13 protein-coding genes and 1 pseudogene are annotated in these 14,619 nt (G+C 68.0%); 5 read left to right on the top strand and 9 right to left on the bottom strand.

What is annotated here, in order from left to right:
• Positions 1–227: 227 nt before the first annotated feature.
• Positions 228–1,661 (top strand): condensation domain-containing protein, encoded by a 1,434-nt coding sequence (locus tag AC5Y4Z_RS01695; RefSeq protein WP_499960495.1) that lies wholly within the window; start codon positions 228–230, stop codon positions 1,659–1,661.
• On the opposite strand, the gene trxA is transcribed toward AC5Y4Z_RS01695, so the two are convergent.
• The gene (trxA, locus tag AC5Y4Z_RS01690) at positions 1,662–2,015 is read right to left on the bottom strand and encodes a thioredoxin (RefSeq protein WP_499960494.1); all 354 of its coding nucleotides are present in this window, start codon (positions 2,013–2,015) and stop codon (positions 1,662–1,664) included.
• A 45-nt stretch (positions 2,016–2,060) separates the two neighbouring features.
• Positions 2,061–2,417 carry a thioredoxin family protein gene (locus tag AC5Y4Z_RS01685; RefSeq protein ID WP_499960493.1) on the bottom strand — a complete coding sequence of 119 codons (357 nt, stop codon included), beginning with the start codon at positions 2,415–2,417 and terminating at the stop codon, positions 2,061–2,063.
• Positions 2,418–2,684: 267 nt separating this feature from the next.
• Between AC5Y4Z_RS01685 and AC5Y4Z_RS01680 the strand changes: the two genes are divergently transcribed.
• From AC5Y4Z_RS01680 to AC5Y4Z_RS01665, 4 genes are all read left to right on the top strand, one after another.
• Positions 2,685–3,563 carry a PE family protein gene (locus AC5Y4Z_RS01680; protein WP_499960492.1) on the top strand — a complete coding sequence of 293 codons (879 nt, stop codon included), beginning with the start codon at positions 2,685–2,687 and terminating at the stop codon, positions 3,561–3,563.
• An 85-nt stretch (positions 3,564–3,648) separates the two neighbouring features.
• Positions 3,649–5,475 carry an acyl-CoA dehydrogenase gene (locus tag AC5Y4Z_RS01675; protein ID WP_499960491.1) on the top strand — a complete coding sequence of 609 codons (1,827 nt, stop codon included), beginning with the start codon at positions 3,649–3,651 and terminating at the stop codon, positions 5,473–5,475.
• A gap of 72 nt (positions 5,476–5,547) precedes the next feature.
• A complete protein-coding gene (locus tag AC5Y4Z_RS01670) occupies positions 5,548–6,327 on the top strand; it encodes a DUF5666 domain-containing protein (RefSeq protein WP_499960490.1) in 780 nt (259 codons plus the stop codon).
• Positions 6,328–6,407: 80 nt separating this feature from the next.
• The gene (locus tag AC5Y4Z_RS01665; protein WP_499960489.1) at positions 6,408–7,163 is read left to right on the top strand and encodes a DUF5666 domain-containing protein; all 756 of its coding nucleotides are present in this window, start codon (positions 6,408–6,410) and stop codon (positions 7,161–7,163) included.
• Between the two features lie 27 nt (positions 7,164–7,190).
• Here AC5Y4Z_RS01665 and AC5Y4Z_RS01660 read toward each other — a convergent pair whose 3' ends face one another.
• From AC5Y4Z_RS01660 to AC5Y4Z_RS01630, 7 genes and pseudogenes are all read right to left on the bottom strand, one after another.
• The gene (locus AC5Y4Z_RS01660; protein WP_499960488.1) at positions 7,191–7,538 is read right to left on the bottom strand and encodes a metal-sulfur cluster assembly factor; all 348 of its coding nucleotides are present in this window, start codon (positions 7,536–7,538) and stop codon (positions 7,191–7,193) included.
• Positions 7,516–8,008 (bottom strand): annotated as a pseudogene (gene sufU, locus AC5Y4Z_RS01655) (Fe-S cluster assembly sulfur transfer protein SufU); the annotation flags it as partial. The pseudogene sufU and the gene AC5Y4Z_RS01660, both read right to left, overlap by 23 nt.
• Complete coding sequence (locus tag AC5Y4Z_RS01650) at positions 8,005–9,252, bottom strand: cysteine desulfurase (protein ID WP_499960486.1); 1,248 nt, start codon at positions 9,250–9,252, stop codon at positions 8,005–8,007. The gene AC5Y4Z_RS01650 and the pseudogene sufU, both read right to left, overlap by 4 nt.
• A 2-nt stretch (positions 9,253–9,254) precedes the next feature.
• Positions 9,255–10,088 carry a Fe-S cluster assembly ATPase SufC gene (gene sufC, locus AC5Y4Z_RS01645; RefSeq protein ID WP_499960485.1) on the bottom strand — a complete coding sequence of 278 codons (834 nt, stop codon included), beginning with the start codon at positions 10,086–10,088 and terminating at the stop codon, positions 9,255–9,257.
• The gene (gene sufD / locus AC5Y4Z_RS01640; protein ID WP_499960484.1) at positions 10,085–11,239 is read right to left on the bottom strand and encodes a Fe-S cluster assembly protein SufD; all 1,155 of its coding nucleotides are present in this window, start codon (positions 11,237–11,239) and stop codon (positions 10,085–10,087) included. The genes sufC and sufD overlap by 4 nt, the downstream gene beginning before the upstream one ends.
• Complete coding sequence (gene sufB, locus AC5Y4Z_RS01635; RefSeq protein ID WP_499960483.1) at positions 11,236–13,755, bottom strand: intein-containing Fe-S cluster assembly protein SufB; 2,520 nt, start codon at positions 13,753–13,755, stop codon at positions 11,236–11,238. The genes sufD and sufB overlap by 4 nt, the downstream gene beginning before the upstream one ends.
• Complete coding sequence (locus AC5Y4Z_RS01630) at positions 13,752–14,588, bottom strand: helix-turn-helix transcriptional regulator (protein WP_499960482.1); 837 nt, start codon at positions 14,586–14,588, stop codon at positions 13,752–13,754. The genes sufB and AC5Y4Z_RS01630 overlap by 4 nt, the downstream gene beginning before the upstream one ends.
• Positions 14,589–14,619 lie beyond the last annotated feature (31 nt).

The following is a 14,619-nucleotide window of genomic DNA, read 5'->3' as shown; positions in this document are numbered from 1 at the left end:
ATCTGCTATCTTAAGCGACCGTTGGGCACGTGTCAGCAAACGGCCCGGCGAGACGTCTTGGTTAGCCGCGCGAACGACGGAAGCCGGAGCACTGGCGCCGAATGTGCTGTACCGCAACGGATTTGACTCAATGGAGGTAGGTGCGCCGTTGGGCAAAGCCGCGACAGAGCGAACCCGAGTCTTGTGAGTCCCCTGTGTCCGGTCAGTGAGACAGGTAGGGAGGGAATGTGTTCATACCGGCAGAAGACGCGTTCGGATCCATCGACGAATGGGTGCCGGACCGCGGCTCGGTGGTGTGCTGGCAACCCTCACCCGACTCGCTCGCCAAGGTCCGGCGGGCCCCGGCGAGCGCCGTGCCGGCCAGCCATCAGCAGGCCCGGCACCTGCGCAACTTTCGCGACCACGCGGACCGCGGCCTCGACATGTCGCGGCTGTGCATCGGCAGCTGGGACATGCCGGGCCGGTGCGATGTCCGGGCGCTGACGTACGTCATCAACACGCACCTGCAGCGCCACGACACGTATCACAGCTGGTTCGAGTTTGCCGACGGCGACCGCATCGTCCGGCACACCGTGGCCGAGCCCACCGACATCCGGCTGGTTCCGGTCAACCGCGGCGAGATGGCCCCGGCCGATATCCGGGAGCACATCAGCACGACACCGAGCCCGCTGCAGTGGGACTGCTTCCGCTTCGCCATCATTCAGCGCGCGGACCATTTCACCTTCTGCTTCAGCATCGACCATCTCTACATCGACGCGCAGTTCCTCGGTGCGATCCGCCTGGAGCTGTATCTGATGTACACGTCGTTGCTCGCCGGCGGTGCGCCACCGTCCCTGCCGGCCGCGGGCAGCTACGCGGACTACTGCCTCCGCCAGCACGAGTACAGCTCCGCCCTGACCCTGGACTCCCCGCAGGTGCGCGCCTGGGTCGACTTCTTCGAGCGCAACGACGGCACCCTGCCGGACTGTCCGGTGTCGCTGGGCGACGGGTCGGGGCCGTGTCAGCTGATGTTCGTCCGGGTGATGGACGAGCGCCAGACGGCCGCCTTCGAATCCGCCTGCCTGGCCGCCGGCGCCCGCTTCAGCGGCGGCGTGTTCGCCTGCGCCGCCCTGGCGCAATACGAGTTGACCGGCGCCGCAACGTATCACGGGCTCGTCGCGTGTGACACCCGCAGCAGCCGGGCGGAGTTCCTGACGATCGGGTGGTTCACCGGCTTCGTCCCGATCACCATCCCCGTCGACCCGTCGTCGTTCGGTGACACCGCCCGCGTCGCGCAACAGTCGTTCGACTCGGGCAAGGCGCTGGCCAACGTGCCGTTCCATCGGGTGCTGGAGCTGGCGCCGTGGCTGCGGATGCCGCTGGGACGCGTTCCGCTGCTCTTCCACCTCGACGCCAGCAGCCCGCCCCTGTCCACCATCGTGAAGTCGGAGTGGGGCGGGTCGAACATCAAGATCCACCACGACGGCGGCGTTCCGGCCCGATTCGACCTGCGGGTGAATCGGTACGAGAAGGAGACGCACGCGATGGTGTTCTTCCCCGACAACCCGGTCGCCCGCGAGTCGGTCGCGCGCTACATCGAAACGCTCAAATCCATCTACGTCCGCGTCGCCGAGGGCCGCGCGGTGATGCCACTGCGCGACGACCAGCGGCAGCTGGTCTGATCAGGCCTGCTCGGCCTGCACCGCAGCGTCGACGTCGAAGTCCTTGATTTGCTGGACCAGGTCCTCCAGGGCCGCCGGCGGCAGCGCGCCGGCCTGGTTGAACAGCAGCTTGCCCTTCTTGAACGCCATCAACGTCGGGATGGACTGGATCTGGGCCGCGGCCGCGAGCTGTTGCTCGGCTTCGGTGTCGACCTTGGCGAAGACGATGTCGGGGTGCTTTTCCGACGACGCGGCGAACGTCGGCGCGAACTGGCGGCACGGACCACACCAGGAGGCCCAGAAGTCGACGAGCACGATGTCGTTGCCCTCGATGGTTTCGTTGAACTGCTCGGCAGTGAGATCACGTGTTGTCACATTCGGCCCAACGTCGGCGGACGGCGCGATGTTCCCGCCGGGAGCTCAGATCAGGCCGCGCCGGATCTCGGCCGGGTCGACGCGGTAGGCCCGCAGGTGGCGCACCAGGTCGTCCATGACCGAGGGGTTGGCGATGCCGGCCTGCTTGAACACCAGCTTGCCCTTCCGGAAGGCCATGAGCGTGGGCAGCAACGCCACCTGGGCGGCGCCGACCAGGTCACGCTCGGTGTCGTAGTTGACCTTGCCGTGGACGATGTCGGGGTGTTTGTCCGACGACGCGTCGTAGGTGGGGGCGAACACGTCGCACGGCGCGCAGAGCGGCGCCCAGAAGTAGACGAGCACGTTGTCGTTGCCGTAGACGGTCCGCTTGAAGTTCTCGTTGGTCAGGTCTTGGGTAGTCACTTCCGCCCGAGCGTACGTCCCGCCGGGCGCGGTCGCCCGGCTTTTCGCGCCGCGGTCGCCCGGGGGCGCTTATCGAATTTGCCACCGGCCGAATTCACGGAAATCTCAAATCTCGTCCCGAAATATCAACCGTGCATATTGAACACATCGTGAAATATGTACGTGGGCAACTAAATTCGTCGCGGTTCCGGCCGACGATTGCGCTCCCACAGCTGCGGGAATAGCGATAGGATTTTGCCATCGCTGACGCTTCACCGGAGGTGCGGGATGTCATTTTTAGTCGCCGATATGGAGTCGCTGTCGGGGGCGGCCGGGAATCTGGCGCGCATCGGCTCGACAATTAGCGAGGTCAATTCCGCGGCGGCGGCCCAGACGACCGCCGTGGCGGCCGCGGGGGCCGACGAGGTGTCGGGCGCCATCGCCGCGGTGTTCGGCGCGCACGCCCAGAGCTATCAGACGCTGAGCGCCGAGGCCGCGGCTTTTCACGACCGGTTCGTCCAAGCCTTGGTCGGCGGCGCGCAGGCGTACGCCCTCACCGAGGCCGCCGGCACCAACCCCTTGAAGCCGTTGTTCGACGTGATCAACACGCCCACCCGGCTGCTCATCGGCCGGCCCCTGATCGGCAACGGCAACAACGGCGGACCCGGCCAGGCCGGCGAATCCGGCGGCATCCTGTTCGGCAACGGGGGCGCGGGCGGCGCCGGCACGCTCGCGGGCCAGAACGGCGGCCGGGGCGGCGACGCGGGGCTCTTCGGCGCCGGTGGCACGGGCGGCGCCAGCGGCGCCGCCGCGGTCGGCGGCGCCGGCGGCAACGGCGGGCTGCTGTACGGCAACGGCGGTGCCGGCGGCACCGGGTTCTTCGGCGGCGGCGCCGGTGGCCGGGCGTGGCTGGTCGGCAACGGCGGCGCGGGCGGGTTCACTCAATCGCTCGGAAATGCCGGCGACGGCGGCGCCGCCGGGCTCTTCTACGGCAACGGCGGGGACGGCGGCAACGGCGGGTCGAACGGCAACGGCGGCAACGGCGGCAATTCCTTCCTCGTCGGCAACGGCGGCAACGGCGGCAAGGGCGGAATCGGCGGCACCAACGGCGCCGGCGGCAATGCCGGAATCTTGTTCGGCACCAGGGGCACGTCCGGCGTGATCTAGCCCAGGTCCAGCCCTACCTACGGTTGCGTACGTTTTCCCCCGTCCGACAGACTTAGCGCTGAGCAGTCGGGCGGAGGGAATTGCGTTGGGCCACTACATCGCTAACGTCCGTGATCTCGAGTTCAACCTGTTCGACGTCCTCGACATCGGCGCCGTCCTGGGCAGCGGGCGCTACGGCGACCTCGATGAGGACACCGTCCGGACGATCCTGGCCGAGGCGGCCCGCCTGGCCGAGGGCCCGGTCGCCGAATCCTTCGCCGCCGCCGACCGCAACCCGCCGGTCTTCGACCCGGCTGAGCATACGCTCAGCGTCCCAGGCGAATTGGCCGCCACGGTGCGGGCGATCAAGGACGCCGGGTGGTGGCGACTGGGCCTCGCCGAGGAGATCGGCGGCATGCCCGCGCCGCCCCCGCTGACCTGGGCGGTCACCGAAATGATCCTCTGCGCCAACCCGTCGGCGAGCTTCTTCAACTTCGGCCCGTTCATGGCGCAGGCGCTGTACGAAGAGGGCAATGAGCAGCAAAAGCGCTGGGCGGCAATCGGTGTGGAACGCGGCTGGCAGGCCACCATGGTCCTCACCGAGCCCGATGCGGGATCCGACGTCGGGGCCGGCCGCGCCAAGGCCATCGCACAACCCGACGGCACCTGGCACATCGAGGGCGTCAAGCGGTTCATCTCCGGCGGCGACGTGGGCGACACCACCGAGAACATCTTCCACCTGGTGCTGGCCCGGCCGGAGGGCGCCGGCCCGGGCACCAAGGGACTGAGCCTGTTCTATGTGCCCAAGTACCTGTTCGACCCCGAGACGTTCGAACTCGGTTCCCGCAACGGGGTTTTCGCCACCGGGCTGGAACACAAGATGGGCATCAAGTCCTCGCCGACGTGCGAACTGACCTTCGGCGACGGCGACGTGCCCGCCGTCGGCTACCTGGTCGGCGACGTGCACAACGGGATCGCGCAGATGTTCACCATCATCGAGCAGGCGCGCATGACGATCGGCGTGAAGGCCGCCGGCACCCTGTCCACGGGCTACCTGAACGCGCTGGCGTTCGCCAGGGAGCGGGTGCAGGGCGCCGACCTCACCCAGATGGCGGACAAGACCGCGCCGCGGGTCACGATCATCCACCACCCGGACGTGCGTCGCAGCCTGATGACCCAGAAGGCGTACGCCGAGGGGCTGCGCGCGCTGTACATGTACGCTGCCGCGCACCAGGATCCCGATGTGGCGCAACGGGTTTCGGGTGCCGACCCCGACCTCGCGCACCGCATCGACGATCTGTTGTTGCCGATCGTGAAGGGGGTGAGCTCGGAGCGGGCCTACGAGGTCCTCACCGAGTCGCTGCAGACGCTGGGCGGCTCGGGCTTCCTCGTCGACTATCCCATCGAGCAGTACATCCGCGATTCCAAGATCGATTCGCTCTACGAGGGCACCACCGCCATCCAGGCGCTGGACTTCTTCTTCCGCAAGATCGTTCGCGACCGCGGCCGGGCGCTGCAGTTCCTGACGGCGCAAATCAGCGAGACCCTCGACGCCTGCGACGAGGCGCTGCGACCGCAGGCCGAGCTGATGCAGACCGCGCTCGACGCCGTCACGGCGATGACGGGCGCGCTGACCGGGTACCTGATGTCGGCCGCGCAGCACCCGACGGAGATCTACAAGGTGGGGCTGGGGTCGGTGCGCTACCTGCTCGCCGTCGGCGACCTGCTGATCGGCTGGCGGTTGCTGGTGCAGGCCGGCATTGCCCACGCCGCGCTGGCCGACGCGTCGGCCGACGACCGGCACTTCTATCGGGGCAAGATCGCGACCGCGACGTTCTTCGCCAAGAACATGCTGCCCCGGCTCACCGCGCAGCGCCGGGTCATCGAATCCCTCGATGGCGACATCATGCGCGTCTCCGAAGACGCGTTCTGACACGCACAGGTCAAACACAGCAACATCGGGTACACCTTTTCGTGGTCCAACTCACGATTGGGGGAAACGTAGATGCCCGCCAGCTGTCTCACTCCTCGGCTCACCCGGCTCGCCATCCTCGCCGTCACCGGCGCGACCGCGTTGTCCGTCGCCGCCTGCGGTTCGTCGAATCAGGCGAATCAGACGTCGACGTCCACGTCGACGTCGACGGTGACCTCGACGGCCACCTCGCAGGCGCCCGCCCAGGGCGAGGCCAAGGTCAGCGGACTGATCGCGTCGGTGGCGGGCAACTCGATCCAGGTCACCAAGGAGGACAACTCCAACGCCACGGTGAACTTCACCTCGACGACCAAGATCACCGAGGTGTCTCCGGCGACACTGAGTGACGTCACGAACGGCAGCTGTGTGACCGTGCGGCCCACGCAGGAGGCCCAGGCCGGGCAGCCGGTCACCGCGGTCTCCGTCCGCGTCAGCCCCTCGGTCAACGGCACCTGCCCGAAGCCCAAGGAGAACCAGCCGGGTTCCAGCACACCGCCGTCGAGCTCGCCGGCGCCCGCGCCCCCGAAGCCCAAGCCGCTGCGGGGCTCGGTCGCCTCGGTGACGGGCAACACGATCACTGTCGCGGGCACCGATGACCGCGGCAACACCACCCAGACGCCGGTGACGGTCGACGACAAGACGCAGTACACCAAGCTGGTCACCGCGACGCCGGACGCCATCGCGCAGGGCAAGTGCGTCACGGCGAGCGGCACCCAGGACAACGGCGGCGCGCTGCAGGCGACGACCATCAAGCTGCGCGCGGCCCAGGACGGCAAGTGCCCGGGCAAGGGGCCGCACGGCCAGGGCGGGTGATCCCCGCTACTGATTCGTGAAATCTCGCTCCGAGCGGGTATCCAGACTCAAAATCTGAAGTTCACGATCGGAGCGCGTCGATGCCTGCCCGGACGCTCAAGCCGCGACTGGCCCAAATCGCGCTGGTCGCCGTCATCGCCGCGCTCGCGTTGAGCGTCGCCATGTGCCACTCGGACGGCGCGACCAACAACGGCAACGGCGGAAAGCCGGCGGTCACGGCGGTCCCGCCCAGCCCGGCACCCGGTGCCGCGCCCCCACCGGCCCCCCCGCCGCCACCCAACGTTCCGAAGGACTACGTCGAGGGCATGGTCCAATCGGTATCGGGCGGCACCATCCAGCTCAGGACGCGCACCGGGTCGGCCACGGTGGACTTCTCGCCGCAGACCAGGGTGGTCGAGCAGACGCCGGCCAAGCTCACCGACGTCACCGAGGGCAGTTGCGTCAACGTACGTGCCACCCCGCAGAGCGCTCCTCCCCCCGCCGCGATCACCGCGCAAGCCGTGACGGTCACACCGGCGGCCGACGGGAAGTGCCCGCCGCCGGCCGGTTTCTACGGGTTGGTCAATTCGGTGTCGGGCAACACCATCGCCGTCAGCGGCCTCGGTCCCCAACCGACGCCCACCAACGTCACCGTCACCGACTCGACCACCTACAACAAGCAGACGCCTTCGAGCTCGGACGCGATCGGGAACGGCAAATGCATGGGGGCCCAGGGAACGAACACCGACGGCGCGCTGCAAGCGGTGACGATCGCCCTGCAGGCGTGCCCGCCGATGGGGCGCCCGCACCCCCACCTGCCCCACCTGCCCATCCACATTCCGTTCCACCATCACTAAGGGGACGGAGGCCCTGAGCGCGTCAGGTCAGACGGTGAAGCCGAGGGCGCGCAGCTGCTCGCGGCCGTCCTCGGTGATCTTGTCCGGGCCCCACGGCGGGTTCCACACCCAGTTGATCCGCAGCTCGTCCACCAGGCCGGCGCCGACGAGCGCACTGCGCGACTGGTCCTCGATGACGTCGGTCAGCGGGCAGGCCGGCGAGGTCAACGTCATGTCGATCAAGGCGACGGTGCCCTCGTCGCCCTCTTCGACGTTGAGGCCGTAGACCAATCCGAGATCGACGACGTTGATGCCCAGTTCGGGGTCGACGACGTCGCGCATCGCCTCCTCGACGTCGGCGAGGAATTCCTCGTCCCGCGCAGTGGTTTCGCTCATCAGCTGACCTCCTTGAAGCCGTCTCTTTCCGCCGCCCGGGCCAGGGCGTCCTTGCACGCCATCCACCCCAGCAACGCGCATTTCACCCGCGCCGGGTACTTGGCGACCCCGGCGAACGCCACCCCGTCGCCCAGCACGTCCTCGTCCCCCTCGACGGTGCCGCGCGAGGACACCATCTCGGTGAACGCGGTGATCGTCTTGAGCGCCTCGCCGAGGGTGCGGCCGATCACCTGCTGGGTCAGCACCGACGTCGAGGCCTGGCTGATCGAACAGCCCTGCCCGTCGTAGGAGACATCGGTGATGGTCTCGCCGTCGTCGGACAACGCGACCCGCAGGGTGACCTCGTCACCGCAGACCGGGTTGACGTGGAAGACCTCGGCGCCGAACGGCTCCCGCAGCCCCCGGTGCTGCGGGTGCTTGTAGTGATCGAGGATCACGTCCTGATAGATCTGTTCGAGGCGCAACGTCAGTCTCTCCCAAAGAAATCCAGTGCGCGGCGCACGCCGGCGACCAGCCGCTCGACCTCGTCGGCGGTGTTGTAGACAGCGAACGACGCCCGCGCCGTGGCGGCCAAACCGAACCGGCGGTGCAGCGGCAGCGCGCAGTGGTGCCCGACCCGGACCGCGACGCCGTCGTCGTCGAGCACCTGCCCGACGTCGTGCGCGTGCACGCCGTCGACGACGAACGACACCGGCGAGCCGCGGTTTTCCGTCGACGTGGGCCCGAGGATGCGCACGCCTTCGATGCCGGACAGGCCGTCAAGCGTGGCGGCGACGAGTTCGCGTTCGTGGGCCTCGACCGCGTCCATCCCGATGTTGTTGAGATAGCGTGCGGCCGCGGCCAACCCGACCACCTGGGAGGTCATCGGGGTGCCGGCCTCGAACCGCTGGGGCGGGGCCGCGTAGGTGCTGGCCTCCATGGTCACCGTCTCGATCATCGAGCCGCCGGTGAGGAACGGGGGCATCTCGTCGAGCAGCTCGCCGCGGCCATACAGCACGCCGATCCCGTTGGGGCCCAGCATCTTGTGCCCGGAGAACGCGGCGAAATCGACGTCGAGGGCGTGGAAGTCGACCGGCCGGTGCGGCACGGACTGGCAGGCGTCCAGGACGGTCAGCGCGCCGACGGCCTTGGCGCGGGCGACCAGTTCGCCCACCGGAGCCAGCGCCCCGGTGACGTTGGAATGGTGGCTGAACGCAACGACTTTGACTCGCTCGTCGAGTCGCAGCGAGTCCAGGTCGATGCGGCCGTCGTCGGTGACGCCGTACCAGCGCAGCGTGGCGCCGGTGCGGCGGGACAGCTCCTGCCACGGGACCAGGTTGGCGTGGTGCTCGAGCTCGGTGACGACGATCGCGTCGCCCTCGCGCACCGATCGACCGAAACGGTCGTCGCCCAGCGCGTAGGACACAAGGTTGAGCGCCTCGGTTGCGTTCTTGGTGAACACCAATTCGTCGGGATCGGCGCCCACGAAGGCGGCGATGTCGGCGCGGCCCTGTTCGTAGGCGTCGGTGGCCTCCTCCATCAGCTGGTGCGCGCCGCGGTGCACGCCGCCGTTGGACGTGGTGAGGAAGTCCCGCTCGGCGTCGAGCACCTGCAGCGGGCGCTGCGCCGTCGCACCGGAGTCCAGGTACGCCAACTGGTTTCCGCCGCGCATCACCCGCTTGAGAATGGGGAAATCGGCGCGGATCGCGGCGAGGTCCAGTCGTGACGCGGTCATGCTTACGCCCCCGCGGCCGCCTGCGGCGATCGCGAGCGCGGCGAAGCCGGGCGCTGCGGGTCGCCGCCATTGGCTTGCGTGAAGCGCACGTAGCCGTTCTGCTCGAGCTCGTCGGCGAGCTCCGACCCGCCGGATTCGGCGATGCGCCCACCCACGAACACGTGCACGAATTCCGGGTGGATGTAGCGCAGGATTCGGGTGTAGTGAGTGATCAGCAGGATGCCGCCGTGCTCGGTTTGCGCGTAGCGATTCACGCCCTCGCTGACCACCCGCAGCGCGTCGACGTCGAGCCCCGAGTCGGTCTCGTCGAGGATGGCGATCTTCGGCTTGAGCAGCTCCAGCTGCAGGATCTCGTGGCGCTTCTTCTCGCCGCCGGAGAACCCCTCGTTGACGTTGCGCTCGGCGAAGGCGGGGTCGATCTCGAGCGACGTCATCGCCGCCTTGAACTCCTTGACCCAGTGGCGCAGCTTCGGCGCCTCGCCGCGCACCGCGGTGGCCGCCGAGCGCAGGAAGTTCGACACCGAGACGCCGGGCACTTCGACCGGGTACTGCATGGCCAGGAAGATGCCGGCCCGCGCGCGCTCGTCCACGCTCATCGCCAGCACGTCCTCGCCGTCCAGCGTGATCGACCCGGACGTCACCCGGTATTTGGGGTGGCCGGCGACGGCGTAGGACAACGTCGACTTGCCGGACCCGTTCGGGCCCATCAGCGCATGCGTCTCACCGGATTTCACGGTCAGGTTGACGCCGTTGAGGATGGGAATCTCGCGTTCGGATTCGGCGGCGTTGGGGTTCTCGACGCTGACGTGCAGGTCTTTGATTTCCAGAGTGGTCATGAAGTGGCAGTCTTTTCCGTGATTTCCAGTTCGTGTTCGATGGCTGCGGTGAGGCGTTCCCGAACCTCGGGCACCGCGATCTTGGAGATGATCTCGCCGAAGAAGCCGCGGATCACCAGCCTGCGGGCCTGCTCTTCCGGGATGCCGCGGGAGCGCAGGTAGAACAGTTGCTCGTCGTCGAAACGCCCGGTGGCGCTGGCGTGCCCGGCGCCGACGATCTCGCCGGTCTCGATCTCCAGGTTGGGCACCGAGTCGGCGCGCGCCCCGTCGGTGAGCACCAGGTTGCGGTTCACCTCGAACGTGTCGGTGCCGGTGGCGTCGGCGCGGATCAGCACGTCACCCACCCAGACGGTGTGCGCGTCGGGCAGCGCGGAGTCCGGATCCCCTTGCAGCGCACCCTTGTACAGCACGTTCGACTTGCAGTCGGGCCGGGCGTGGTCGACCAGCAGCCGCGACTCTAGGTGCTGGCCGTCGTCGGCGAAGTACAGGCCCAGCAGCTCGGCGTCGCCGCCGGCGGCCGAGTAGCGCACGTTGGCGGCCAGCCGCACCACCTCGCCGCCGAGCGTGACGGTGACGTGCCGCAGCACCGCGTCTTTGCCCAGCCTGGCGTGGTGCGCGGACACGTGGACCATGTCGTCGTCCCAGTCGGCGATCCACACGACGGTCAGCCGGGCGGCGTCGGCGACGACGAATTCGACGTTGTCGGCGTAGGTTCCGCCGCCCCGCTGGTCGATGACGACCACCGCCTCGCCGAGCTCCTCGACGCGGATCTGCAGGTGCCCGTAGGCGGTTGCGCCCTGGCCGGGCCCGGTGACGGTGATGTTGATCGGCTCGGCGACCTGCGTGTCGCGGCCGACGGTGACCACCGTGGCGGTGTTGAACGACGAGAACGCCTGGGCGGCAACCCGGTCGGCGGGGACGCCGCCGTCGCCGAGCCGTTCGTCGCCGCGGCGGACCGTCTCGGTCCGCACGCCGGGGTGTTCGCTGACGTCGATGTGCGCCTTGCCGGTGGCTTTGGCGGACCCGTCGTGCAGGCCGCGCAGCCGGCGCAGCGGGGTGAACCGCCAGAGCTCGTCGCGGCCGTGCGGAACCTCGAACGCGTCAACATCGAAGGAAGAGAACAGCTCTCCCTTGTTCAAGATGGCGGTCATCCGACCGCGCCCTCCATCTGCAGCTCGATCAGCCGGTTGAGCTCCAGCGCGTACTCCATCGGCAGCTCTTTGGCGATCGGCTCGACGAAGCCGCGCACCACCATGGCCATCGCCTCGTCCTCGGTCAGGCCGCGGCTCATCAGGTAGAACAGCTGGTTCTCGCTGACCTTGGACACGGTGGCTTCGTGGCCCATGGTGACGTCGTCCTCGCGGATGTCGACGTAGGGGTAGGTGTCGCTGCGGCTGACCGTATCGACCAGCAGCGCATCGCATTTCACACTCGACTTGGAGCCGTGCGCGCCCTTGTTGACCTGGACCAGGCCGCGGTAGGAGGTGCGGCCGCCGCCGCGGGCAACCGACTTGGACACGATGTTGCTCGACGTGTTGGGTGCCAGGTGCAGCATCTTGGCGCCGGTGTCCTGGTGCTGGTCCTCGCCGGCGAACGCCACCGACAGCACCTCGCCCTTGGCGTGCTCGCCGGTCATCCAGACCGCCGGGTACTTCATGGTCACCTTCGAGCCGATGTTGCCGTCGACCCACTCCATGGTGGCGCCGGCCTCGGCGCGGGCGCGCTTGGTGACCAGGTTGTAGACGTTGCCCGACCAGTTCTGGATCGTGGTGTAACGAACGCGCGCATGAGGTTTCACGATGATCTCGACGACCGCGGAGTGCAGCGAGTCCGACTTGTAGATCGGCGCGGTGCAGTTGTGGACCGCGAAGCCGTAGGCCAGGTAGCTGTCCGGTTCCTCGACATCGAGGTTGTAGACCGGCTCGTGCGCTTCGCGCACGGCGCGCTTCTTGATCGGCACCGCGAAGTAGTCGCCGCAGTCGCGGGCCTGCTTAGGTCCGTGACCGCCCTCGGTCCACTGCACTTGGTAGATGTCCTGACGAACGACGTTGCGCCCCATGATGACACCGGGACCGCCGGGCCGCCGCAGCTCGACGGTGGCGTAGTGGCCCAGCCGCGCCAGGATCGACTGCAACTGGAAGGCCCACACGCGCGACGTCGTGTGCGCGCGCTTCCACAGTGCGCCGCCACGACGGGTGACGTTGCCGTCGCCGTTGACGTAGGCGTCGACGAGCTCGCGCAGGAACGTCTCGTCCTGGCGCATGAGGGTGTCGGACAGCTTCTTGTTCGCCGAGCCCGAGCCGACGTGCTGGCGCATCGCCGCATAACCGGCCTTGGTGTACACGGTCACGCGGGCCGAGTGCTTGTCCTTCTCGATGAGGACCGAGCCCGGCGTCTCATACAGCGACTTGCACGCCTGCCGCACCTCCTCGACGTACTCGAACTCGTCGCTGTGGAAGGAGAAGATCAGCGATTCACACTTGTTGGTGAGGCACGCGTGGCCCTCGGCGAGGTAGTAGCCGGCCAGTCGCGCGAACTCCAGCGGCAGGACCGTCTTGTGTGGGATGGGCTTCGGCTTGGGGTAGATCAGGAAGTCGCCCTCGGCCACGTCCTTGGCCGCGATCCACCGTGGGTCGGTGGCACGGAGCTTGGCGGAGTTGACTTCCGCCTTCCACCCGTTGCGCTCCTTACGCATCACCCGGACCTCGTCGCGCGGGACGACGAGCAACGGGTGCTCGGCGGTGACGGAGAACGCGTTGGCGGGCGACATCGGGGTGAAGGTGAAGAGTTCACCGTTGAGGTCGCGCATCTGCACGGCGGTGACGCGGTGCGGCCGCCCGTCGTGGCCGGTGACGTAGTCGCCGACGCGGATCGACTCGATGGGTCGCAGGTCGCCGCCGGCGGTCGTGATCAGCTCACCGGCCGGCAGGCAGCCCTCGATGTAGTGGACGTAGGAGCCCTCGTCGGCGATGATCAGCGTCCGCTCGAACTGGCCCATGTTCTCCGTGTTGATCCGGAAGTAGGCCTGCAGCGGGATGTCGACGTGCACACCCGGCGGAACGTAAATAAAAGAACCGCCACTCCACACCGCAGTATTCAATGCAGAAAACTTATTATCGCCCGCCGGAATTACTGATCCGAAATTCTCTTTGAATATTTCCGGATGCTCCCGCAAACCAGTATCAGTGTCTAAGAATATGACGCCTTGAGCCTCTAAATCCTCTCTGATCTGGTGGTAAACAACTTCACTTTCGTATTGTGCGGCTACTCCAGCAACCAATCTTTGCTTTTCTGCTTCGGGAATTCCGAGCCTGTCGTAGGTATTACGGATATCCTCTGGCAACTCTTCCCACGACGCCGCCTGCTTTTCGGTGGAGCGCACGAAGTACTTGATGTTGTCGAAGTCGATGCCCTCGAGGTTGGAGCCCCAATTCGGCATCGGCTTGCGCTCGAAGATGCGCAGCGCCTTCAGCCTGGTCTGCAGCATCCACTCGGGCTCGTTCTTCTTCGCGGAGATGTCGCGCACCACCGCCTCGGACAACCCGCGCTGCGCGCTGGCGCCCGCGACGTCGGAGTCCGCCCAGCCGTAGCCGTACCGGCCCAGGGAGGCGATCGCCTCTTCCTGCGTCAGCGGCGGGGCTGGGGCCTTGTCGGCCTCTAGGGTCATAACGACGCTCCTTCGGTGCTCGTGGTGTCGCGGCGCGGGCTGGGCGCCTTCGAAATAGGCTGCGCCACAGGCACAGTCAGTGGTACGTGGGTGGTGCAGGCGCAGTTTCCGTTGACGATGGTCGCCAACCGCTGCACGTGCGTTCCGAGCACCTCGGCCATGGCCTGCTGCTCGGCTTCACACAACTCGGGAAACTCCTCGGCGACGTGGGACACCGGGCAGTGGTGCTGGCAGATCTGCACTCCGTGGATCGGCCCGCCGACCCGGGTGGTGGTGGCCACGTAGCCGGCCTCGGTCAGCGCGCCGGCCACGCGTTCGGCCGCCGCCTCGACCGCGGCATCGTCGTGGCCGTCCGCGGCCTGGACGCCGTCGAGAATCGCATCGATGCGGCGCCGGGCGAACGTGCGGACGGCGTCCTCGCCGCCGATCTCCCGCAGCTGGCGCATGGCCGCCGCGGCCAGGTCGTCGTAGGCGTGGTCGAGCTTGGCCCGACCGGCCGCGGTCAGCCGGAACCGCTTGGCGGGACGCCCGCGGCCAACCTGCTGCCACGCCGCGGCCGGCGCCGACTCGGCGTCGCCCGCCTCGATCAGCGCGTCCAGGTGGCGCCGCACACCGGCGGGCGCCAGGCCCAGCCGCTCACCGATCTCGACGGCGGTGATCGATCCGGACTCCAGCAGCAGGCGCACGATGGCGCGCCGCGTGTGACCGTCCGAGACAGCGGCGGGCGCCACCGTCTCATCCAGGCTGGTTCGGATTTTCACAACACCAGTGTGACGCAATTCCGGGGATCGGTCTAGCAAGGGTCCCCTCTGTCCCGGCGTTGCGCTGGTCACACCGGGGCGCGCCTCGTCGTCGGGGCTAGGC

The organism is Mycobacterium sp. NGS63, from assembly GCF_059812295.1.
Note: the sequence above shows the minus strand (reverse complement) of the source record. Positions and strands in the feature narration are given on the sequence as shown.